This is a genomic window from Pedobacter sp. W3I1, from assembly GCF_030816015.1.
Taxonomy (GTDB): Bacteria; Bacteroidota; Bacteroidia; order Sphingobacteriales; family Sphingobacteriaceae; genus Pedobacter.
Map to the genome: position 1 here is coordinate 2,045,469 of NZ_JAUSXN010000001.1, position 25,574 is coordinate 2,071,042.

Consider the following 25,574-nt stretch of genomic DNA (forward strand, 5'->3'; position numbering starts at 1 on the left):
ATCTATTGGTTAAATGGGATTTTGATAACGTTAAAAGAATAAGGCTTTAAAGCAATGTTCAGTTTTTTGCCTTTTAGGTTAATGGTGTTTTTTTGTGGGCTTACTGCTTCAGGATTTTTGAAAGAGTTGAGCTCTTTTAAGTTACTGTTCGCTATTTCCTCATTGGTAGCCTTACTTTTTAATTTTATTTTTCCCTCCAGATCAAAATCAATGTTCTGCGACTGATCGGAGTTATTGGCAATCTTAATGATCAGTTCTTTTTTTGCCTGATCGGTTACGGCAGAAGCATAAAGCCCATCCTGACCGATAATGTTTTTCTCATCAAGGGTAATCGAAACTACATCAGTCCCTTTGTTGGTCGAAAATTGTTTCTGAACATAATAATCAGGCGTTCCGTACGATTTTAAATTATCTACCCAGATCATATCAGGTGCCCATTGCCAGGCATCAATATGGGCGAAAAGTGGCGCGTAAGAAGCCATCTGTACTACGTCGGCATTACGCTCCAAACCGGTCATTAATGAAGCCGAAGCCAATGCACTTTGCCAGTTGTTTCGGTCGCTTCCGATTATACTATTGTCTGCATGTACTGCATATTCGCCAACAAAAACCTTCGATCCGTTTCTTGGATAGTTATCGTAACGACCGGCATTTTTCAAAAACCAGTCTGCAGGGCGGTAGTAGTGTTCATCAATAAAATCAGCATTGTTGTTTCTTAAAGTGGTATTCAATAAGTCAAAGCGATCGCCATCCGGACCGGTGCCAGAGCTGTAGATCAGTTTAAAACCTGGATATTTGGCTTTTATTGCTTTGGTGAAAATCGCTAACCTTTCCAGATACTGTGGGCCCCAGTTTTCGTTTCCAACACCCATCATTTTTAGGTTAAAAGGTTTTGGATGACCTAAATCGGCCCGCATTTTTCCCCATTTGGTATTTACATCGCCGTTGGCAAATTCGATCAGATCCAATGCATCCTGTACGTAAGGATCAAGCTCATCAAGGGCCGCCACTTCGGCCGAATTATACTGGCAGGCCATGCCGCAGTTCAAAATCGGGAGTGCATCCGAACCGATATCTTCTGCCAGTTGGAAATATTCGAAAAAGCCCAGGCCAAAGCTCTGGTAATAATCAGGTGCCGGGCGATGGGCAAATTCAATATTCCAGCGGTTCATTAACAGTTGTCTGTTTTCAATCGGGCCAATGGTTTTTTTCCATTGATAACGGTTGGCCAGATCAGTGCCTTCTACAATACAGCCACCAGGGAAGCGGATAAATCCTGGTTTCATATCGGCCAGTAACTGTACCATGTCGGCTCTTAATCCCTGCGGACGGTTTTTCCAGGTGTCGCCAGGGAAAAGCGAAATCATATCCAGATCGATGTTTCCATTGCCCTGAAACAAAATAGAAAATTTGGCTTTTGCATCGGTTTCAGTAGCGGTAAAACTTGCCGACTGCTTTTTCCAATCGCTACCTGTTTGCTCGGGGGCTAAACTTCCTTGTCCGATGATTTTATTATTCGAATCTTTTAGTAACAGCACGAGTTTAACGCCTGGCTTTGCTTGACGGTACATCACAGAAAAATCGTAACGCAGACCTTTTTTTACACCCATGCCTTTAAAGCCCTCGTTTACGAGCTCAAAATCGTCAGTTTGTTTTTTTACCTGTAAATACCTGGGATTGGTGGTGTTAACTTCTTTGCGGTTTACCACCAATATTTCTCCTTCCTGTGGTTTTGGTTGGAAAGTCCAGCCCATTAGCGGTTTTGTAAATTCAAAGGAGCGGTTTTTAATCAGTTCGGCATAAATGCCGCCGTCGGCACCAAAGTTGATGTCTTCAAAAAAAACACCCCACATATTAGGTTGCACCTTGGCGATAGAATGGTCTGTTTTAACTTTAATCACTTTTGCAGTTTGTGCCTGCACTCCTGGGATATAGCCAATTCCGATAACAGCATACATTATGCATGCCGAAAACACACTTTTTACAGGGTTATTTAATTTCATACGGTTTAATATTTGGAAGATCTAATGGTAAAAGTAAAATATTTAAAATAATAAACGTCATAAGAACATTTATTTTTTTCTCCATCAACGATTTTGTTTATAAATTCTACAATCTTAGCATCGGAAGAAACGATGTGAATACCCGCAATTAGAAATGAGGTACTAAAAGGGTTTACTAAAGTAACTTTTTACTTGATGTTTAAAATTTATTTTGCCGGAACCTTTAAAATCTTTCTTGTAATATATTGTCATAGTGAAAAAGCAGGATACTACAGGATGCGCCTTAAAAATATACTATTTACATTCGACATGAATCATTTAATAGTCGCTACCCGGCAGCTGTTAAAATTCACTAACCAATAACACACAATGAGCCTTCGTTTCTTCCATATTCTGGTATTAACTATGTTTTTTTATACGGCTTTTGTGTGCAAAATAGCTGTTTCTTCTAATTGACAAATTAATATGAATCTCAAAAAATACATTTTGCTTAGCCTCTTAAGTGCACTAACACTTTGTTGTTTGGCGCAGCAAAAAGCTGCAGATAAACAATCGGTTAAACTCTTTTTTGAGAAATCATATCTACAGGTTGATCGCAGTTACTACAGTACTGGTGAGGATGTTTGGTTTAGTGCCTATCTGGTAAATGGAAAAAGCAGCAGTTTAACCGCTACCAGCAATAATTTATATGTGGAGCTGCTTTCACCAAAATCAGAAGTGTTGGAACGGAAAATGATCAGGTTGGATGGCGGGCTAGGAAAAGGAGATTTTAAACTGAAAGATTCTATTCCTTCAGGCTGGTATGGCATTAGAGCTTACACCAATTGGATGCGGAATTTTGGCGATGATTTTGTTTTTCAAAAACGGATTCACATTAGCAATAACATTATCGAGAATGCGTCTTATTTTACACGTAATCCGGTCAAAAAAACCGATGTTTCCAATTCGAAAAAATCAATAGCCTTTTTCCCTGAGGGCGGCTCGTTGGTTGAAGGATTAACCAGTATTGTAGCCTTTAAAACCAATGATGACGTTGGAAATGGGATCAAGGCCACAGGAAGTGTAATCTCATCAAAAGGAGATACCGTAACGACTTTTCAAAGTACTGATGCCGGGATGGGCATTTTTGCTTTTACGCCAAAAGCCGATGAGCAATATAAAGTCGAAGGATTTTACGGCCAAGAAAAATTTTCGTCAAAAATGCCTCCAATTCTTAAAAAAGGGCTTTCGCTGCACATTACCATTGATTCTTTAAATATAAAAGCAAACATTAGTGCAAACGAATTAATGTTCAGTGAATTGAAGGATAAAAGCATTTCGCTTGTCATTAAACATGCTGGCGATCATATTTATTCCGGATCGATCAAATTAGGTAAAGCTACAGTATCGGTATCTATTCCAACGAAAGGTTTTCCTGGGGGTGTTTCAATCATTACCTTATTAGATGATCAGAACAGGCCAAATTGTGAACGACTTATTTTTATCCAGGATGAAAATAAAGTCAATTTCTCGCTTAGCCCAGGCAAAACCGCTTATAAACCGAGAGAGAAAGTAGTTATTAAGGTAAAAGCAACCAATTTTCTTGGTCAGCCAGTTAAAACGGCGTTTTCTTTAGCTGCGGTTGACGGGCTTATTCCTGATGATGGAAATGATATTGTTTCGTATTTGATGCTTCAATCGGAAGTAAAAGGAGATATTAAAAACGCTGCACAATATTTTGATGTTAAAAATCCATCCCGTTTAAAACAACTCGACTTATTGTTGCTTACCCAGGGCTGGAGAGATTATATCTGGAGAAAACTGGCCGATTCGGCAATTAAAATAAGTTATTTGCCTGAGCCTGGCATTACGATAAAAGGATTGGTAAGAGAGAAACTGGCCGATAAACCCCTACCCAATATGAATATTACCTTGTTTGGAACCAATTTTACTGGTAATAAGATCTTTACTACGAAAACCGATCAGAACGGGCGTTATTTCCTGGATGGGCTCAGTTGGTATAGCAATCAAACCGTAAAAATTTCATCAAAAGATGACAAGGGAAAAAAAGGTGGCTGGTTGCAGATCGATACGTTGATTAAACCTTTAAATTTAGCACCGTTAAAAACGATCTCATCTGGAATTTCGAACACCTTAAACGTAGAAATTGGAAAGCGTATGGATTATAACCGCACTTACAAGTTTGGCGATTCGATCAGTTTAAACGATGTTGAAATTAAGGCCGCTCAGAATAACAAGGTTACGTTGTTTCAGGATGTTCTTACCTCATTTGGTTATCCGGAAGAGGTTTTCAACATTACAGCAGCCGATTATTCGTATAAAGGATTGGAGCATTTTCTGCTGACAAAGGCTAAAGGAAGTTATCCGGCAGAAGAAAACGATACGCTTGGCAATGAAGGGGTTACTTTTATTGCCAATGGAAAAAAAGTCAGGCCGGTGATTAAAGTAAACAACAGGCAAGAACTCTTTACCGAACGCTTAGATTACTACAGTTTAACCATGGATCAGATTAATCAGGTTAAAATCCAGCATTTATTAAATAGTACCGGAAAAGATGTGTACCTGATTAGCCTTAATTTGAAAGATGAGGCTTTGCGTGGACCAAATTTAGACTTGCTGAACCTCAATTTAAACGGTTATTATGCCGCAAGAACTTTTTATTCACCAAATTACAGCAGTCCGGCAACACCAAATAAAGATTTGCGTACCACTGTTTTCTGGGCACCAGCTGTAAAAACTAACGAAAATGGCGAAGCAACTATTACTTATTTCAATGGAGATAACAAGGCAGATATTTTGATCAAAGCCGATGGAATTACCGATAAGGGGGTGGCTGTATCGGCGAAAACAGTCTATAAAGTTCAATAACCTTCAGATAAGCTATTATGATCAAAGCCATTATAATTTTCAGTTTCAGCTTATGCTTTGCTACTCAGCTTTTTGCTCAGCGCCAAATGGAAAAACTGGATCGCGGTGTAATTGCCGTACGGCAAAATAACGATTCTGTTTATGTGGGCTGGCGGATGTTGGGTACCGATGCCGATGATATGGCTTTTAACCTGTATCGCAAAACCGGAAATAACGCTGCAATTAAACTCAATCATGGTCCTATTACTAAGGGCACCAATTTTGTAGATGTAGGGGCTAAATTCGATCTTCCGAACAGTTATTTTGTTAAGCCCATTTTAAAAGGTCATGAGCTTGAAGCCAGTAAATCTTTTACATTGGTCGTCAAGTCGCCGGTTCAGCAATATTTAACTATTCCTTTAAAAACACCTGTGGGTTATTCACCTAACGATGCTTCGGTAGGCGATTTGGACGGAGATGGTGAATATGAAATTATATTGCACCAAACAGGGCGGGCACGTGATAATTCATCAAACGGTATTACCGATCCGCCGATTTTTCAGGCCTATAAATTAGACGGGACTTTTTTGTGGGAGATTAATTTGGGCAAAAACATCCGCGAAGGAGCCCATTACACCCAATTTATGGTGTATGATCTGGATGGTGATGGCATTGCCGAAATGGTATGTAAAACTGCCGATGGAACAGTAGATGGCAAAGGAAAAGTAATTGGCGATGCGAATAAAGATTGGCGCAACCCGAACGGTAAAATATTGGATGGTCCTGAATTTTTAACCGTATTTAGCGGTAAAACCGGAGCAGCTTTAGCCACAACAGATTATATTCCTGCCCGTGGCGATATTGGTGCCTGGGGTGGAAGAGGCGGTAATGGAAAAAATGACAATACGGGTAATCGTGTCGATCGGTTTAATGCTTGTGTGGCCTATTTGGATGGCATCCACCCAAGTGTAGTGATGTGCAGAGGCTACTACGGCAGGACGGTATTGGCGGCCTGGGACTGGCGTAATGGTAAACTAACTTCACGATGGGTATTTGATACTAAAGATGGTAAAAACTCATTTTCTGGGCAAGGGAATCACAATCTTACGGTTGCAGATGTAGACGGCGATGGGAAAGATGAAATTATTTATGGTTCGATGTGTGTGGATGATAACGGAAAAGGATTATACACCACAGGTTTAAGACATGGCGATGCCATTCATGTTTCAGATCTTGATCCTGAACGCCCCGGTTTAGAAGTTTTTGGCGTACATGAAATAGAAGAAGGTACAAAAGGTCCTGGTGCAGCAGTTTATGATGCCAAAACTGGCGAAATATTATGGAAAGGATCGCAAGATGAGGATGTGGGTAGAGGAGTGGCTGATAATATCGATAATACCCATTTTGGCGCACAGATGTGGTGGTCGGGATCAAATGGATTATATGATATTAAAGGCAATAGACTTGGAATTCAGCCACGATCAACTAATTTTTTAATCTATTGGGATGGCGATTTATCAAGGGAACTTTTGAATGGTAATCATATCGATAAGTACAATGGCGGGCGGCTTTTTACAGCTGATGGAGCTGTTTCTAACAATGGTACCAAATCTACCCCAGCTTTAAGTGCCGATATTTTTGGCGATTGGCGCGAAGAATTGATTTTAAGGACTGAGGGATAATCAAAGTTTAAGGATTTATACGACCACCATCCCGACTGAATATCGCAACTATACTTTAATGCACGACCCACAGTACCGTTTAAGCATTGCCTGGCAAAACGATGGTTATAACCAGCCACCTCATACAGGTTTCTATTTCGGTTTTGGAATGAAAAAAGCACCAAAGCCACATATTACTTTGGTAGAACCTAAGCAATAATACAAATCCGATAAACATATCATGAAATACAACAGATTATATATTCTCCTTTTTATCTTTTTGTTTAGCTGCCCCATCGCATTTGCACAGGCTGTAAAAGAGCAGGTAAGGATAATAACATCTTTCGATCAGGGCTGGAGTTTTAATCAAAGCGATGTTCAGGGTGCCGAAAAATCTGATTTTGATCAAACCAAATGGCGGAAATTGAATGTTCCGCACGATTGGAGCATCGAGGGGACTTATGATAAAGCCAATTTAACCGCCCGTGGTGGTGGTTACTTACCTTCAGGCATTGGTTGGTACCGTAAAAACTTCAATCTTGATGATAGTTTTGCAAAAAAGAAAGTAACAATTGAATTTGACGGCGTAATGGCCAATAGCGAGATCTGGATTAATGGCTTTTATTTGGGCAAACGTCCTTACGGTTATATCAGCTTTAGTTATGATTTGAGCAAACACTTAAATTTTGGCAAAGGCAAAACAAATGTAATTGCAGTAAAGGCTGATAATACAGTACAGCCTGCTTCGCGCTATTATACCGGTGCCGGAATTTACAGGCATGTGCGTTTAGTGGCAACAGATGCCGTTCATATTGCAGATTGGGGTGTTTACATCTCCACGCCCAATGCAACCGCTCAAAAGGCTACAGTCAAAGTAAAAACAGATCTTATAAACGAATCAGACCAAAGCACTCAGGTTATTGTAGAAACAGCGGTTTTAGATCCTGACGGAAAAATCGTTAAAACTGTCCAAAACAAACAAACGATTTCGGCTGGAAAAAATATTAATGTAGAACAGGATATTGTAGTGACCAATCCAAAACTTTGGAATCTGGAAAGTCCATTTTTGTATAAAACCTTAACCAGGATAACTGTAAATGGAAAAGTTATCGATGATCAATTGAATACCTTTGGCATCAGGGCTTTTAAGTTTGATGCCGCAACAGGTTTTTGGTTAAATGGCAAAAACTTTAAGTTAAAAGGGGCTTGCCTGCATCATGATGGTGGCGCGGTTGGTGCAGCAGTTCCATTAAGCGTGTGGAAATTCCGTTTAGAACGCTTGAAAGAAGTAGGGGTAAACGCCATCAGAACTGCTCATAATCCAGTTGCTCCGGAGTTTTTGGATTTGTGCGACCAGACAGGTTTTTTAGTGATGGATGAAACCTTTGATACCTGGAATTCGCCAAAAAATAATGGAGAAAAGGGCTACAACAGGTTTTTTACCGAATGGTGGGAACGCGATACCCGCGATATGGTCATGCGTGATCGTAACCACCCTTCCATCGTCATTTATAGTGTTGGAAATGAAATTCACGACGATTTAAACAGTCCAGAAGGGTTCAAAAAATATAAAGATCAGCAAGATTTGATTCATCAGCTCGATCCTAGCCGTCCGGTAACCATGGCACTTTTCCGTCCGGCCAATTCGAAGGTTTATACCAATGGATTTGCCGAAACTATGGATGTTGTTGGACAGAATTACCGCGAAAACGAATTGGTAGCCCTGCACAATCAAAAACCGAATTTAAAAGTAATCGGCACCGAAAATACACATGTAATTCAGCAATATTTGGCACTTCGCGATAATCCTTTTATGGCAGGCCAGTTTCTTTGGACAGGTTTTGATTATCTTGGTGAAGCAGATTGGCCACAAATTACCAACGGTCAGGGACTGTTTGATAGGATTGGCAGTTGGAAACAGCAAAGTTTGCAGCGCCAGAGTTGGTGGTCGGATAAACCTGTTGTACACATCGTGCGTAAAGAAGATAATGCTGGCGCAGGTGCCTGGATCAACAATTGGACACCTACCGATTTTGATACCTACGATGATGCAAAGGTTGCCGTTTATAGCAATTGCGAAGAAGTTGAACTTTTTTTAAATGGTAAATCGCTGGGCAGCAAACCTAAACCAACTGATGATTCTCCACGTTTATGGGATGTAACTTTCGAAAAGGGTAGTATTAAAGCGGTTGGTAAAAATAAAGGTAAAGTAGTTTCATCAGAAGAACTTAAAACCGCAGGTGCGCCAGCTAAAATTGTATTATCGGTTGATAAAAACAAAATCAGTAACAGTTGGGATGACGTGGCTTTTGTAACTGCAAAAATTTACGATGTAAATGGAAATATCTGTCCAAATGCTGATCAGTTGATCAGGTTTACCATTTCGGGCAGTGGAATTATCGACGTTGTTGATAATGGGAATATAACCAGTCACGAAATGTATAAAGCTACACAGCGGCATGCCTACCAAGGTGTTTGTATGGCCTTTATTAAGGGTAATGCAGTTGGAACCATTGAAGTTAAAGCTGTCGCGGATGGGCTTGATGGTGCAGCTGTAAAATTAGAAGTGATTAATAAATAACGTTGGTTTTCGAGACTGTGTAATAAATATAGATTTGTCATCCTGAGCCTGTCGAAGGACTTTTTTAAGTATGCTTTAAGTTATTTCGATAAGCTCAACATGGCAGTTCCTGAAGAGAAATTGCCAAAGGATGCAGGATAACAATAAATAACATTTATAAAATAATCAACATTGATAATAATAATAAAATGAAGCTTAAACCCATAAAACTACTTGCAGCAATAGCCATCATCTTTTTGGCCTCGGCATTTATAAAAGGCGACAAACCCACATTACATACCATTGGCGATTCTACCGTTCGTAATTCGAACAAAGAAACCTGGGGCTGGGGAACACCGATTGCTTCACTGTTTGATACCACAAAAATCCATGTAGAAAATAATGCCATGGCGGGAAGAAGCACCCGTACTTTTTTGTCAGAGGGCAGATGGGATAAGGTTTTAGAAACATTAAAACCAGGCGATTTCGTTACCATGCAGTTTGGGCATAACGACGGAAGTGCCCCTGATACCACAAAAGCTGGCAGAAGAGGTGTATTAAAAGGAACCGGTGAAGAAACCAAAGTATTAACCTGGCCAGATGGAAGGGTAGAAACTGTACATACTTACGGCTGGTATATCCGCAAATTTGTGCGTGAAACCAAAGCAAAAGGAGCCACACCAATTGTACTTTCGATGATTCCCAGGAACATTTTTAAAGATGGTAAAGTGGTACGCGCCAATAACGATTTCGGGAAATGGGCCGCTGATGTAGCCAAAGAAGAAAATGCTTATTTCGTCGACCTGAACAAAATTACAGCCGATAAATATGATGCGCTTGGCCCCGATAAAGTAAAACTCTATTTCCCCGGTGACCATACCCATACCAATCTGGAAGGCGCAAAAGTAAACGCCGCATCTGTTGTAGAGGGGATTAAAGAATTAAAAGACTGTAATTTGAAGAAGTATCTGCTTTAATAAAGGAGAAAGATTAAAGCCAAAAGGCAATGACCGAAAAATGCGTCCTCTCGACTGTAGCATAGCGGAATGGAGAGATCTATCTAGATAGATTTCTCGACTTCGTTGCACTCCGCTCGAAATGACGATTCCAAAATAATCTGTTTAATCAAACCGCTTACGGTAAATTTAATAAACTAAGCATGAAACCAATAACTACATATTTAAGCATTGTTCTCTTAACTGCTCTTATTATTTTTTCTTCCTGCATCATCTTAAAACAGCAAGATAAACCTACTTTATTTCTCATTGGCGATTCGACCGTTAAAAACGGAAAAGGCAAAGGCGATGGCGCTTTATGGGGCTGGGGGAGCTTCATCGGAGATTTATTCAACAGCGAGAAGATCAATGTAGAAAATGATGCCCTTGGCGGTACCAGCAGTCGTACTTTCCAAACCAATGGCTTGTGGGATGCCGTTTTAGCAAAAGTAAAAAAAGGCGATTTTGTGATGATGCAGTTTGGCCATAACGATAGCAGCCCCTTAGATGATACTGCCCGCGCCCGTGGTACCATAAAAGGCATTGGAACAGAAAGTAAAGAAATTTATAACCCGATTAAGAAAAAACAGGAAGTGGTTTACACTTATGGCTGGTACCTGCGCAAATTCATCAGCGATATTAAAGCCAAGGGTGCAACAGCGATTATTTGTTCACCAATTCCACGCAATCCGGTTAAAGATGATACCGTGGTTTTAGCGAATGATGATTATGCTGGCTGGGCGGAAGAAGTTGCAAAAGCCGAAAAAGTCGATTTTATTCCATTGAACCAAATTATTAAAGATAAATACGCCGCTTTAAGCGCGGCTGAGGTGAAAACTTTTTTTACAGAGAAAGACCACACGCATACCAATGAAGCAGGAGCGAAGTTAAATGCAGATGCTGTTGTAGAAGGCCTGAAGAAATTAAAAAGCAATAAACTGACTAGCTACCTGAAATAAGCCATCAAGCAGGATACTACAGGATGCTTTCCTGCCAATATTGTCTTATTTTAACAGCCTAACCAAATACAAACGGAAATAAACCGTTCAATTTTATGCAGATACAGGTTAACCGGGTTTTCAAAGTGCTGATAGGCATTACTTTTATATTTTTAAGCATCACGCAAACACATGCCCAAAGCATTTTGCTTGCCGGCAAGTGGCGTTTCAAAATTGATGCTAAAGATGAAGGCATAAAAGGGAAATGGTATTCCACTATTCTTCCCGAATCTGTTAACTTGCCAGGCTCGATGGCCGAAAATTTAAAGGGTGATGACATTACCCTCAAAACCAAATGGACCGGAAGTATTTACGATAGCTCGTACTTTTTCCACCCCCGTTTAGAAAAGTACCGTAAACCAGGCAACCTGAAAATACCTTTCTGGTTAACGCCTGCCAAACATTATACAGGTGCTGCATGGTATCAGAAAGATGTCGAAATTCCTGCTAATTGGAAGGATAAGCGGCTGGTCTTATCTTTGGAGTATCCACATTCAGAAACAAAGGTTTGGATAGATGATATCGAAATCGGAACACAGTACACCTTTGTGGTTGCGCAAAATTTTGAACTCCCGGCAAATTTAAAAGCAGGAAAACATACCATTACTTTATTGATTGATAACCGTATCAAGGCGATCAATGTAGGGCAGGATTCGCATAGTTTAACCGATCATACACAAGGAAACTGGAATGGGGTGGTAGGTAAAATGGAGCTGGTGGCTGGTTCGCCTGTTTATTTTGAAGATATTCAGGTTTACCCTGATCTGAAAAATAAATCTGCGAAGGTTAAAATTCAGCTTAAAGCTAATGCTAAGCAATCCTCTACCGGGAAAATTACGCTGGCTGCTACAACTTTTAATACCAAAAATGTACTCCAGGTTAAACCTGTAACAGCGGCTTACCAAATTACAAATGGCAACGGGAGTTTGGAAATCAATTTGCCACTAGGTGATAAAATAGCCACCTGGGATGAGTTTGATCCGGCATTATACCGTTTAACAGCCAAACTAATTTCGAAAGAAGGCAAAAAAGACGAGAAAAAAATACAGTTCGGCATGCGCGAGTTTAAAGCTGTAGGCAGAACTTTTGAAATTAACGGTCGCCCGGTTTTTTTACGCGGTACGGTTAACAATTGCGAATTTCCGCTAACAGGTTATCCATCAATGGATGTTGCAGCATGGGTGCGCATTTTTAAGATTTCGAAAGCTCACGGATTAAATCACATGCGTTTTCATTCGTTTTGTCCGCCTGAAGCCGCATTTATTGCCGCAGATCAGGTTGGTTTTTACCTTCAGCCAGAAGGGCCCAGTTGGGCCAATCACGGTACATCAATCGGAGATGGAAAACCAATCGACCAATTTATTTACGACGAAACCAGCCGCATGGCCAAAAACTATGGCAATTATGCATCCTTTTGTATGATGGCCTATGGTAACGAACCACGTGGCAAGCAGGTAGAATACCTTACGAAATTTAATAATTACTGGAAAGCTAAAGATTCGAGACGATTGTACACCGGCGCATCGGTAGGTGGCAGCTGGCCGGTTATTCCAAACAACGAATATATGGTGCGTGCGGGTGCCAGGGGTTTAGATTGGGGCAGAAAGCCTGAAAGCATTTCTACCTATGCCAAACAGATTGAACAGTTTACGGTGCCTTTTGTGGCGCACGAAATGGGGCAGTATTGTGCTTTTCCTAATTTCGATGAAATTAAAAAATACACAGGTGTTTACCGTGCGAAAAACTTCGAAATGTTTCAGGAAGATCTTAAAGACCATGATATGGCTGATCAGGGGCACGATTTTTTAATGGCTTCTGGAAAATTACAAGCCCTTTGTTATAAAAATGAAATCGAAAAAGCATTGCGTACACCGAATTACAATGGTTACCAGTTATTGTCGCTAAATGATTACCCAGGACAGGGAACAGCACTTGTAGGTGTTTTAGATGCCTTTTGGGATGAAAAGGGTTATATCAGCGCTAAAGAATTCAAACGTTTTTCTAACAGCACAGTACCCCTTTTAAAAGTTTCAAAATTTGTTTTTACCAATAACGAAACCTTAGAAGCTGCGGTAGAAGTGGCACATTTCGGAAAAGCGCCAATTGAAAATGCAAAACTCTCGTGGACACTCAAAGATGAAAGCGGCACAAATTTGGCCAAAGACAGTTTCAATCCTAAAACTTTAGCGGTTACCAATTGTATTGCCATTGGTGAGATTAAATTTCCGTTAAATACGATTATAAAAGCGACTAAACTGAAACTGGAAGTTACCATTGATGGAACTGAGTTTGCCAACGATTGGAGTTTTTGGGTTTATCCGGCGCAACTGCCACAAGTTAAAAGTAATGTGTATTACTGCACCAGTTTAGATGACAAAGCGCAGGCTGTTTTGGCCGATGGTGGCAATGTTTTTCTCAACGCAGCTGGCAAAGTGGTAAAAGGAAAAGAAGTGGTGCAAACCTTTCTTCCTGTTTTTTGGAATACCTCCTGGTTTAAAATGCGTCCGCCACATACCTTAGGGATTTTATGCGATCCAAAACATGCTGCTTTTAAAAATTTTCCAACCGATTATCATAGCGATATGCAATGGTGGGAAATTGTAAATAAATCGCAGGTAATGAACCTCGAAGATTTTCCGTCAGGATTTAAGCCAATTATCCAACCGATTGATACCTGGTTTTTGAACCGCCGTTTGGCATTGGTTTTCGAAGCCAAAGTAGGCAAGGGAAAGCTGATTGTTTCGAGTGCCAATCTCTCGCCTGATTTAAAAGATACTCCTGCAGCACAGCAGCTTTATTTCAGTTTGCAGCAGTATATGGCGTCTGATCAGTTTAATCCAAAATATGAAGTGGCTTTTAATACTGTTAAAGATATCTTTGAAAGCCCATCGAAAATTCAGTTCGATACCTTTACAAAAGATAGTCCAGATGAGTTAAAACCAAAACCAAAAACCAATTAAGATAAGCGAAATACCACTATGAAGAAATTTATATTCAGCTCCGCGATACTATTCAGCATATCTGTCCAGCTACTTTTGGCACAGAAAATCCCTAATAAAAAGGAGGTTTTAAAAGTATTAAAATCAACAAATGCTTATTTCATGAATAAATGGCCTGATGCGGGAAAATCAATCGTAACCAACAGGGAGCGGCCAAGCAATATCTGGACAAGAGCCGTTTATTACGAAGGATTAATGAATCTTTATAAAATTCACCCTGAAAAAGAATATTACGATTATGCCGTTCAATGGGGCGAAAAACATAACTGGGGCTTAAGAAATGGTATTGCCACAAAAAATGCTGATGATCAGGCCTGTGGGCAAACCTATATCGATCTTTACCTGATCGATAAAAAACCCGAACGCATTAAAGACATTAAAGCTTCGATCGATCTGGTGATTAAATCGGGCAGGGTAAACGATTGGACATGGATCGATGCGATCCAAATGGGCATGCCTGTTTTTGCTAAACTGGGTAAATTATACAACGATACCACCTATTACAATTACATGTACAAAATGTATCTGCATTCTAAAAATACCGAAGGAGGTGGCTTGTACAATGCCCAAGATGGCCTTTGGTGGCGCGATAAAGATTTTGTGCCGCCTTATAAAGAACCAAATGGCGAAGATTGTTATTGGTCCAGAGGAAACGGATGGGTTGTGGCTGCACTGGTACGCGTGTTAGAAATTATTCCTGAAAATGAAGTTCACCGCAATGAATATTTAAAAACCTATCACGAAATGATCAAAGCATTAGTTCCCATTCAGCGTGCCGATGGTTTTTGGAATGTAAGTTTGCACGATGCCACTCATTTTGGCGGAAAAGAAACTTCGGGTACTGCATTGTTTGTGTACGGCATGGCCTGGGGTGTAAATCAGGGTATTTTAGATAAAGCCACTTATCTGCCTATCATTACTAAAGCCTGGAACGCCATGACGAAAGATGCTGTTCAAAAAAATTGGTTTTATTGGTTTTATGCAGGGAACAGGCAAGGAACCAAAAGACGGACAGCCCGTAAGTTATACTAGCGTGCCTGATTTTGAAGATTATGGTTTAGGTTGTTTTTTATTAGCCGGAACCGAGGTTTACAAGCTTAAAAAGTAATAAAAATGAATTTCAGAAATCTAGCTGGTTTATCGGTATTGCTATTGATGTTTTTGCTGCCCAAACAAAATGTGGCACAAAGGGCAGGCATTGCTGTTTCTGAAATTAACAGTGTTTCATCTTTTCCTATTGTTGATGGGGGAAAAGCATCACCTATTTATTTCGATGAAAGAGATGCTGAAGTAGTTGGGATTGCTGCTGAAGCTTTTAAAGATGACATTCACTTATTAACGGGAACAACTGCCAAGGTTTTTAAAAACAATCCTGCTTTAAATGCTTACCCCATTATTATTGGTACCATGGGGCAGTCGCTTTATATAGATCAATTAGTTAAAACTGGAAAAATAAACAGGACTACTTTAGCAGGCAAATGGGAAACTTTTTCTGTTTCAGTGATCGAAAATCCTTTAAAGGGAGTGAAAAGGGCATTGGTAATTGCTGGTAGCGATAGGCGGGGAACGGCTTACGGCGTTTTTCAACTGTCGCGTATGCTTGGTGTATCGCCACTTTGTTGGTGGGCAGATGTTAAACCTGCAACTAAAAAATCATTATATGTAAAAAATGGTCAGCCTTTGGTAGAATCGCCATCGGTTAAATACCGCGGTATTTTTATCAATGATGAGGATTGGGGCATTCAGCCTTGGGCTGCAAAAATGATGGATACCGATGTAAAAGATATTGGCCCAAAAACTTATACCAAAATATTCGAGCTGCTGCTCAGGTTAAAAGCCAATTACATCTGGCCGGGCATGCACCCTTCAACCAAAGCATTTTATTATTATGCGAATAACCCCATAATGGCCGATAAATATGCCATTGTTTTAGGTTCTAGTCATTGCGAACCGATGCTCAGGAACAATGTTTTCGAATGGGCAGAGAATTTTGAGCAGGAATATGGCAAAAAGCCAGGCGAGTGGCGTTACGATCTGAATAAAAATGAAATTGCAAACTATTGGACTGATCGCGTAAAACAAGCTAAAAACTACGAATCGATTTATACGGTTGGGATGCGTGGTATTCACGACGGCAGCATGCCCGGACCTAAAGATAAAAATGCAAAAGTAAAGTTGTTGGAAGAAATCATAACTGATCAAAGGACAATTTTAAGCAAAAATATCACTAAACCTGTAAGCTCCATTCCACAGATTTTTTGCCCTTACAAAGAGGTTTTATCTTTATATCAGGCAGGTTTGAAACTACCTGATGATGTGACCATTGTTTGGGCCGATGATAACCACGGTTACATCCGTCAGCTTTCTAACCCTGAAGAGCAAAAACGCTCAGGTGGAAGCGGGGTGTATTACCATATCTCTTACTGGGGTGCTCCACAAGATTATTTGTGGCTTTCTTCCATTTCTCCATCGTTAATTTCGTACGAGTTAACTAAAGCTTACCAGTATAAAGCCGACCGACTTTGGGTGATAAATGTGGGTGATATTAAGCCTGCCGAAATGGAAACGCAGTTTGCGATGGATTTGGCCTGGAATGTAAACCAGTGGAAACCCGAAAACGCAGATCAATATGCCGAAAGCTGGGCTGCTGAGACCTTTGGTGCTGAGTTTGCGAAACCCATTGCCGAAATAAAAGCCGTTTATTATCGCCTTGCACAGGCCGCTAAGCCAGAACACATGGCGAGTGTTAATTTTACTGATGCACAGGCTGAAGAAAGATTAGCCGCTTACGAAAATATTTACAATCAGGCTAAAAATTTAAATGATCAGATTCCAGCAAGGTTAAAAGATGCTTATTTTGAATTGATCTTGTATCCTGTTGAAGGTGCGATGCTGATGAACCAAAAGATTTTATTTGCAAAGAAAAGTCTGATTTTGGCTGCAAATGGAGATCAATCTGCTTTAAGTTATTCGAAAAAATCGATAGCAGCTTTTGATCAGATCCAATTGATTACCAAAAAATACAATGAAGAAATCGCAGGCGGAAAGTGGAATGGGATGATGAGCTGGAAACCGCGTGATTTAGCCGTTTTTAAAATGCCAAAAGTAGCAGATTCTGTAGCTGCGAAACCAATAGGTGCGGTAGCGAAAACTGAAAATAAAATCATTGTTCAAGCCGCTAAATATGCGGAGAAATCAGTTCCAAAAGGCGTAACGTTACAAACCTTAAAAGGATTGGGTTTAGGTGGAGATGGTATTTCTGTTTATCCTTTTACTTTTAGACCAATTGATGAAACAGCGCTTCAAAATGCCGCCTTTATTATTTACGAGGTTGATTTTAAAACACAGGGCGAACACCAGATCGAAGTAAAATGTTTGCCTACCCAAGGCGTTAATAACGGTATTAAAGTGCGTTATGCCATTTCGGTAAATAACGACAAGCCGCAGGTCATTAATATTTCTCCGGCTTCAGAAAATAACATCTGGAAACAGAATGTATTACAGGGTTACGCTTCGGGCATAACCAAACACAAGATTAATAAAACAGGTAAATCGACCGTGAAAATCTATATGCTCGATCCGGGCCTGGTGATTAACCAGTTGGAAATACAACAAATATGATGAAGAAACTTTTAGCTTTTGCCCTATCCTTAGTTTTTACGCTTGCCATCGCCAGGGCACAAAGTATTGGCGATTATAAATCTGGCTTTAAGAAAACGGGCAATACCATTTCATTTTTAACCACAAGGGGAGAGGTGAAATTAGAGTTCTGTACAGCAGAAATCTTCAGGATCAGAAGCAGCTGGAGCGGGAAATTTGAAGCCAATGAAAACCTGATGGTGATTAATTACAATTGGGCCAATGTTGCGGTTAAAGTTTCGGATAAAAAAGATCACTTCCTGCTCGCAACGACTAAATTAACGATAAAACTGTACAAAGCTCCTTTTAAGATTGATGTTTTTGATGCCAGAGGAAAGCTATTAAGCAGTGAAGTAAATGGAGCCATAACAAAGGAAAATACTCAGGTAGGTGTAACTAAAAAACTGCAGGCTGATGAACATTTCTTTGGTTTTGGCGAGCGCATGGATTTTATGGACCGCCGTTTTAAAAAAGTAACTTTAAATGTTGGCCGTGGTAAAGGTTTGCCGCATGCCATTGGCGCTTACAATATATTAGAGGCCAATTATTGCCCCGTCCCATTTTTTATGAGCACAAAGGGTTATGGCATTTTCCTGCACAATTCTTTTGCTACCGAATGGGATATGGGCGCTTCCAAAAAAGATCAGTACAGTTTTAAGGCAGCGGATGGTGAATTGGATTACTATTTCATGTACGGACCTACTTTTCCTGCTATTTTAGATCATTATACCAGCATTACTGGTAAATCGCCTATGTTGCCACAGTTTGCTTTAGGTTTGCACGCAGGTACCTATAGCGGTGGTACATGGGGCCATGAGGCACAAACTTCTGATCATTACGTGATTGAGCTGGCAAAGAAATACAGGTCATTAGGCATTCCGGTTGATCTGCTTTGGTTAGATTCTACCTGGCGCTTATTCGGCGAAAATGGAGGTAAGGGCGCTACTTCTTTCGAGTGGAGAGAAACTTTTAAAGATCCAAAATCGATGTTTGATAGCATTTATGCCATGAATTATAAAATGGTTGGCTTGCACCTTCGTCCAAGGTTTGATAATGCAAAAAAGTTAAACTTATTGGATCAGGCGAGGGAAAAAGGTTATACTTATCCCGAAAATGGTAAACCAGGCGAATTTGTTAACTTTTTCGATGAAAAAGCTACACAGTGGTGGTGGGATAATGGCGTAATGCGGGTAGCAAAATTAGGCGCAAAATTCTTAAAAACCGACGAAGGTAGTGCTTTTGGTTCGCTGGCGAACGAAAGTGAAAAAGTAGGTCCGACAGGAAAAGATGCAGAACGTTTACACAATCTTTTCCCGATAGCTTATGCCAAAGCACCGTTTTTAGAGTTCGAAAAGTTTAACGGTTTTAGGGGATTGAATCAAACCAGAGAAGGTTATTCAGGTATTCAACGTTATCCTTATATTTTTGCTGGCGATTGGCCTAGCGAATGGCAATATTTTGCCCCTGTAATTAAAGCTGGTTTAAATGTTGGTTTATCAGGTGTTGGTTCCTGGGCACATTGTATGGGCGGTTTCGAGCATCAGGCCGATCCGGAACTTTATATCCGCTGGGTGCAGTTTGGGATGTTCAGTCCGATTGCACTTGTTTTTGGGATGGATCACCCCGGTTATAAAGAGCCCTGGAAATATGGTGAAGATGCTTTGCGTAATTTCAAAAAATACGATCTGTTGCGGTATCGTTTATTCCCTTATATGTACACCAGTATGCACCAGCAATACGAAAAGGGTTTGCCAATAATGAGGGCTTTGGTGCTTAACCATCAGGATGATGAAAATGTGTACGAAATAGGCGATCAATATATGTTTGGCGACAATTTAATGGTAGCCCCGGTTACCACTAAAGGTGCCATCACCCGTTCTGTTTACCTGCCGGAAGGTACCTGGTTTAATTATTGGACAAACCAAAAATACGAAGGCAAAAGTTACCACCATGTAGTAGCGCCTTTAGATACTATTCCTTTGTTTGTTAAAGCGGGCAGCATCATTCCAATGCAACCCGAAATGGCCTATAGTGGCGAAAAACCTGTTGACGTGATAACCCTGGATGTTTTCCCTTATGGAGAATCTAAATATGAAATGTACGAGGACGATAATTTAAGCGCTGCCTACAAAACAGGAAACTTTGCCTTAACCAGGATCACTTCTTCTTTAACAGCAGCAAGTTTTACACTGAAAGTGGCTAAACCAACAGGAAGTTTTAAGCCAACTCAGCATAAATACCTGGCTAAAATACATTGGATGGGAAAAACAGACCCCATTGGCGTTTCAGAAAATAGCATAAAATTGAAAGTTTTAAAAACACCAGATCGTTTAGATAAAACTGAAGGCTGGTTTTACGATGCAAAGAATAAAATACTCTGGATTAAATCAGCTGGAGATAATAGTTCTGATTTAAATATTGTAGTGAATTGATGCGTGGTTCGTGAGGACACGAATCACGGCGATTAGGATTCATAGTCGCCTCGGTCTGTGTCCTCACAGACCGAAACTGAGCGATTTCAGTTTTAGTAGAAATAATAACTAGTGGTTCGTGGGGACACGAACCACGGCGGATGCATCAGGCGCTTTCGTCATTCCCAACTTGATTGGGAACCACGGAGTGCTCATGAATGCCTATGAATAAAAAGAAAACTTATGAATAATCGTAATGCCTTGGTAGGTTTTGTAGGCTGCATTAAGATTTCCGCCTGCGCGGGAATGACGGCCGCTTAAACCCCTCGGTCTTTGTCCTCACAGATCGAAACAGAGCGATTATCAATGTAATAAATTAAAAGTGGTTCGTGAGGACACGAACCACGGCGAGGAAAAAATAAAAATCGATAACATGAAAATTGCATTTAAGATGAAACTTAAACCCGGTTTTGAAACAGAATATAAAAAACGCCACGATGAGATCTGGCCAGAATTATGCACTTTATTAAAGGAAAATGGGATCAGCGATTATTCTATCTTTTTAGATGAAGAAACCAATACCCTTTTTGCCGTGCAACAACAGAATGGAAGTTCCTCACAAGATTTAGGTAGTACCCAGATTGTACAAAAATGGTGGGCATACATGGCCGATATTATGGAAACCAATGCCGATAATTCACCAAAAACATTTCCTTTAGAAATGGTATTCCATCTAGATTAAAAATATGCAATTACATAGATTCTTTTCTGTTCTGCTGCTTAGTACACTAACTTTTAGTTTGGCTAAAGCACAAAAGCCCGTAAAAAATACCAGCAGTTGGCCTGTTATCGAAAAGCAGATGAAACCCTGGACACGCTGGTGGTGGATGGGGAATGCTGTAGACGAACAGAACTTGGACCTGGTGTTAAAGAAATACGCAGATGCTGGTCTTGGCGGTGTAGAAATCACACCAATTTATGGCGCAAAGGGTTTTGAAAAGCAATATTTACAGTTTTTATCGCCAGAGTGGGTGAATATATTACACCATACGGTAAATAAAGCTAATACTTTAGGCTTGGGTGTAGATATGAATACTGGTACGGGCTGGCCATTTGGCGGCCCGCAGATTAAGCCCGAAAGTGCCGCCACCAAACTGATTACCCAACAATATAAACTCAAGGCGGGAGAGAAGTTAACCGAAACCATTAAAGTTAAAGAAGCGAAACAGGATTTCGCGCAGTTACAGGCTTTAACCGCATATGGGCCAAATGGTGAGGTGCTCAACCTGCTTTCTAAGGTTGAGGCTGATGGATCTTTAAATTGGTCGCCTGGTAATGGCAGCTGGGATATCTATGCTGCTTTTGCAGGTAAAACAAGGCAGATGGTTAAACGTGCAGCACCTGGCGGCGAAGGTTTTACTTTAGATCACCTCGATAAAAATGCAGTTGATGTTTACCTGAAAAGATTTTGGGATGCTTTTGGAGGTAAACCACAAGGTATCCGGTCGTTTTTTAACGATAGTTATGAAGTTTATGGTGCAACATGGACGCCAACTTTCTTTCAGGAATTTAAGAAAAACAGGGGCTACGATCTGGCCATTCATATTAAAGAATTAACTGGTAAGGATTCTACGAATGCAAATATTGCCCGTTTAAAATCTGATTACCGCGAAACCATGGATGAACTTTTGCTCCATAATTTTACGCAAAACTGGACCAATTGGGCACATCAGCTTAAATCGGTGACCAAAAACCAGTCGCATGGTTCGCCAGGCAATCTACTCGATCTTTATGGAGCGGTTGATATTCCCGAAACCGAAACCTTTGGTTCAAGTTACTTCCCCATCCCAGGGCTTAGGCGTGAGGCAGGAGATATCCGCAACGTAGACCCCGATCCGATAATGAGCAAATTTGCATCATCTGCAGCAAATACGGGCGGTAAAAAACTGGCGTCTTCCGAAACGTTTACCTGGCTAACCGAGCATTTTAAAACTTCATTTTCGCAATGTAAACCAGAAGCAGAACAATTGTTCCTGGCAGGAATCAATCATATTTTTTATCATGGGACCACCAATTCGCCAGCAAATGTTTCCTGGCCGGGATGGCTGTTTTATGCCTCGGTAGAAATGAATCCGAACAACAGTTTATGGCCACAGGCACAAGGATTAAACAATTATATAGCCCGTTGTCAGTCTATTCTTCAATCAGGAAAACCAGACAACGAACTTTTGATCTATTGGCCAATTTACGACGTATGGAACAAGGCTAAAGGTTTAGATATGGCCTTAAAAGTACATGATGTTGATGAATGGTTGCACCCAACAGCCTTTTATAAACTATCAAAAGAACTTTCTAAATCGGGTTATTCTTTTGATTTTGCATCTGATCGATTGTTAAAGCAATCAACGGTTAACAAAGCATTGATCAGTACCAACGCGACCGCTGCGCCATATCAGGTGTTGATTGTTCCGCAATGCGAAATGATGAGCCCGGAAACGCTGGATCAAATGATAAAACTGGCCAGCAATGGAGCGAAAGTCATTTTTCAGGCATTACCTAAAGATGTTCCAGGTTTAAATAACCTGGAAACCCGCAGGGTACAGCTAAAAGCCAGTCTGGCTAAATTGATTTTTACGGATGGCGTGGATGGGATTAAACAGTTTAAAGTTGGTGCAGGTGTAATTTTATTGGCTGGTGATGTGCAAAAAGCATTAAATGCGATAAACATTAACAGAGAAAGTTTAACCGATTCCGGCCTCCAGTTTATCAGGAGGAAAACAACAACTGGCAAATATTATTATCTGGTTAACCATACCGCTAAAGATATTGATACTGAACTGTCCTTAAATGAAGAAGGACAGGTTTTAATCATGGATCCGCAAAGCTCGAGTGTTGGGGTAGCGACAATACGCGATAAAAAGGTCCGTGTGCAGCTTAAATCAGGGGAGAGTTTGTTTTTAAAAGTTGAGCGTAATGATACCTCCACCAGCCCTTGGGTGTATTTAAATAAAGCTGCCAATACGATCAATCTTAACCAACCCTGGAATTTACATTTTACCGAAGGTGGACCTGAGCTTCCTGCAGATCAGCAGTTAGCTAAACTGGTAAGCTGGACTACCTTGAACGATCCTAAATTACAGGCCTTTTCTGGTACTGGCGTTTATACCTCAAGTTTTAACCTGAGTTCAAAAACTGCCCAAGAATATGTTTTAAACCTGAATCAGGTAGACGAGAGTGCACGTGTATGGATCAATGGTCAGGAAGTGGGCATTTTATGGAGTATTCCTTTTCAGACCCGTGTTGGCAAATATTTAAAAGCAGGCCATAATACCATAAAAATTGAAGTGGTTAATTTGATGGCAAACCGCATCCGTGATATGGATATCAAAAAAATACAATGGCGGAATTACCACGAAATCAATTTTGTAAATATTAATTATAAAGATTTTGATGCATCAAGCTGGAGCATAATGCCGTCAGGATTAATCGGCCCGGTAACCCTTACAGCTTTCAACTAATCCAATAATGGTGAATAGACTTAGTTGATCTCAGGAGGCTTAGGTGGTCAAATAACATTTATCACCACCTTAGTCATCTTAGAACACTTTAGATGCAAGACTTAGTCGTTCTCAGGTGGTTAAATAACACTAAACATATTTTGGAGTTGAGATTATTTACATGCCGATGGTAATCCTAAAATTTGGCACAAATTATACCCTTAAATTATGCAACATTTTATCATGAAAAAGCTCATAATACTTACTTTGTTTATCGCCATTGGTATAAATGCTATGGCTCAAGATTATGTCATCACAAAATTTGGTGTTGGTGCAGATAGCACCAAACTGAATACCAAAGCCATTCAAAGTGTAATAGATAAAGCTTATCAAAAGGGTGGAGGAACGATTATAATCCCTAAAGGTGTTTATCTTAGCGGAGCACTCTTTTTTAAGCCTAAAACAAAACTGCTGTTGCAAGAAGGTGCTGTGCTTAAAGGATCTGATAACATAAAAGATTACCCTTTTATCCCATCGCGGATGGAAGGCAGGAGCCTTAAATACTTTGCCGCATTAATTAATGCGACAAAAGTAGATGGTTTTAGTATTTCGGGGCCAGGCACCATTGATGGAAATGGACTTAAATTCTGGAAAACATTTTGGGCACATCGCGATTCGCTTAAGAAACTAGGAAGAGAATCTACAAACTTAGAGGTGAGCCGTCCGCGGTTACTTTTTATTTGGGGATGCAACAATGTGAATATTAAGGGGGTAAAATTGCGCAATTCAGGATTCTGGACAACACATTTATATCAATCTAATCATGTGTTAATTGAGAATTGTGATATCCGTTCGCCGTTCAGACCTGTTAAAGCACCCAGTACTGATGGTATAGACATTGATTTTTGTAAAAAAGTAACCATCAGAAACTGTTATATCTCGGTAAATGACGATGCCATTTGCATTAAGGGTGGTAAAGGGCCCGATGCACAGAAACTGCCAGAAAATGGTATTGTTGAAGATATTTTAATTGAAAACTGTACCATTGGGGAAGCACATGCTACTTTAACCATGGGAAGCGAGTGTATTCATGCACGCAATATTACCATGCGCAACTGTAAGGTAGAGAATAACTGCCCCATTTTAAAAATGAAAATGAGAGGAGATACTTTTCAGCTTTACGAAAATATTACGGTTGAAAACATTACAGGAAAATGCGGCGCTATTATCGACTTAAACCCTTGGAAACAATTTTTCGATCTGGCAGGCAGCACGGCAAAACCATTTGGTACGATCAGGAACATTAAGATAGCCAACATTAAAGTTGAGGCAACAAAATTTGGCGAAATGGATGGAAATCCTGAAGATAAGGTATCTGGTTTTCTTTTTAAAGATTTGGAGGTGACGACTAAAACGCCATTTTTGAAAAACAGGTATCAGGATGTTAAAATTGAAAACGTAATGGTAAACGGAGCGCCATTAGTTGTTAAACCTTAGTTAATCCAGCTTCCGATATTTATAGGCCATTGCATGGGAAAAGAATAATCCGTCATACTGAACTTGTTTCAGTATCCATCCTGCTATTAAGACCCTGAAATGAATTCAGGGTGACGACCGGAGTAGGAAATTTTACATTTATTGCTCGCGCTCGTTTCCAAACGAGTGCGTAAATAACACTACGATTATATCGTTATATACAACATTTTGTTTGTGAGCCACCGACCAGAATGAGGTTGTTGATCATTTACCAATGATCGATTGCAAAGAACGGTCGTCATTCTCGCGTAGGCGGGAATCTTAATACAACATACAAACCTAGCTAAAGCATTAAGAACCAATCAAATTACCAATGACAGATTCTAAAATTGGCGTCATCTCGACCGAAGCAAATGCGGAGTGGAGAGATCTTTGGACTATGTTAAAAGATCTCTCCACTGCGGTCGAGATGACGATTTATCTTGCCT

General features: G+C 40.3%; 14 protein-coding genes. 13 read left to right on the forward strand and 1 reads right to left on the reverse strand.

All coding sequences use genetic code 11. From position 1 onward, the window contains the following. Positions 1-2 precede the first annotated feature (2 nt). Positions 3-2,003, reverse strand: a complete 2,001-nt coding sequence (locus QF042_RS08740; RefSeq protein ID WP_307527317.1) for an alpha-L-arabinofuranosidase C-terminal domain-containing protein — start codon at positions 2,001-2,003, stop codon at positions 3-5. A gap of 465 nt (positions 2,004-2,468) precedes the next feature. On the opposite strand from QF042_RS08740, the gene QF042_RS08745 reads away from it, so the two are divergent. From QF042_RS08745 to QF042_RS08805, 13 genes are all read left to right on the forward strand, one after another. Next, positions 2,469-4,871: a carboxypeptidase-like regulatory domain-containing protein gene (locus QF042_RS08745; protein WP_307527320.1), complete on the forward strand. Its 2,403-nt coding sequence runs from the start codon at positions 2,469-2,471 to the stop codon at positions 4,869-4,871. 86 nt (positions 4,872-4,957) lie between these two features. Beyond that, positions 4,958-6,532: a rhamnogalacturonan lyase gene (locus QF042_RS08750; protein WP_307527321.1), complete on the forward strand. Its 1,575-nt coding sequence runs from the start codon at positions 4,958-4,960 to the stop codon at positions 6,530-6,532. Between the two features lie 28 nt (positions 6,533-6,560). Beyond that, entirely contained in the window at positions 6,561-6,731 is a 171-nt protein-coding gene (locus tag QF042_RS08755; RefSeq protein WP_373459097.1) for a hypothetical protein, read from the forward strand. 21 nt (positions 6,732-6,752) lie between these two features. Then, entirely contained in the window at positions 6,753-9,092 is a 2,340-nt protein-coding gene (locus QF042_RS08760) for a sugar-binding domain-containing protein (RefSeq protein ID WP_307527325.1), read from the forward strand. A 188-nt stretch (positions 9,093-9,280) separates the two neighbouring features. Further along, positions 9,281-10,048 carry a rhamnogalacturonan acetylesterase gene (locus tag QF042_RS08765; protein WP_307527327.1) on the forward strand — a complete coding sequence of 256 codons (768 nt, stop codon included), beginning with the start codon at positions 9,281-9,283 and terminating at the stop codon, positions 10,046-10,048. Between the two features lie 182 nt (positions 10,049-10,230). Next, entirely contained in the window at positions 10,231-11,025 is a 795-nt protein-coding gene (locus QF042_RS08770) for a rhamnogalacturonan acetylesterase (RefSeq protein ID WP_307527329.1), read from the forward strand. A gap of 95 nt (positions 11,026-11,120) precedes the next feature. Beyond that, positions 11,121-14,024 carry a sugar-binding domain-containing protein gene (locus tag QF042_RS08775; protein WP_307527331.1) on the forward strand — a complete coding sequence of 968 codons (2,904 nt, stop codon included), beginning with the start codon at positions 11,121-11,123 and terminating at the stop codon, positions 14,022-14,024. A gap of 18 nt (positions 14,025-14,042) precedes the next feature. Beyond that, positions 14,043-15,095 (forward strand): glycoside hydrolase family 88 protein, encoded by a 1,053-nt coding sequence (locus QF042_RS08780; RefSeq protein ID WP_307527333.1) that lies wholly within the window; start codon positions 14,043-14,045, stop codon positions 15,093-15,095. An 81-nt stretch (positions 15,096-15,176) separates the two neighbouring features. Further along, the gene (locus QF042_RS08785; protein WP_307527335.1) at positions 15,177-17,684 is read left to right on the forward strand and encodes a glycosyl hydrolase 115 family protein; all 2,508 of its coding nucleotides are present in this window, start codon (positions 15,177-15,179) and stop codon (positions 17,682-17,684) included. Then, on the forward strand, positions 17,681-20,134 hold the full coding sequence (locus QF042_RS08790) for a glycoside hydrolase family 31 protein (protein ID WP_307527338.1): 2,454 nt from the start codon (positions 17,681-17,683) through the stop codon (positions 20,132-20,134). Before QF042_RS08785 ends, QF042_RS08790 begins: the two co-directional genes overlap by 4 nt. A gap of 412 nt (positions 20,135-20,546) precedes the next feature. Next, positions 20,547-20,855, forward strand: coding sequence for an L-rhamnose mutarotase (gene rhaM / locus QF042_RS08795; protein ID WP_307527340.1), 309 nt, complete (start codon positions 20,547-20,549; stop codon positions 20,853-20,855). Positions 20,856-20,859: 4 nt separating this feature from the next. Then, positions 20,860-23,631: a glycosyl hydrolase gene (locus QF042_RS08800; protein ID WP_307527342.1), complete on the forward strand. Its 2,772-nt coding sequence runs from the start codon at positions 20,860-20,862 to the stop codon at positions 23,629-23,631. Positions 23,632-23,853: 222 nt separating this feature from the next. Continuing rightward, positions 23,854-25,107, forward strand: coding sequence for a glycoside hydrolase family 28 protein (locus tag QF042_RS08805; RefSeq protein WP_307527344.1), 1,254 nt, complete (start codon positions 23,854-23,856; stop codon positions 25,105-25,107). The last annotated feature ends 467 nt before the right edge of the window (positions 25,108-25,574 follow it).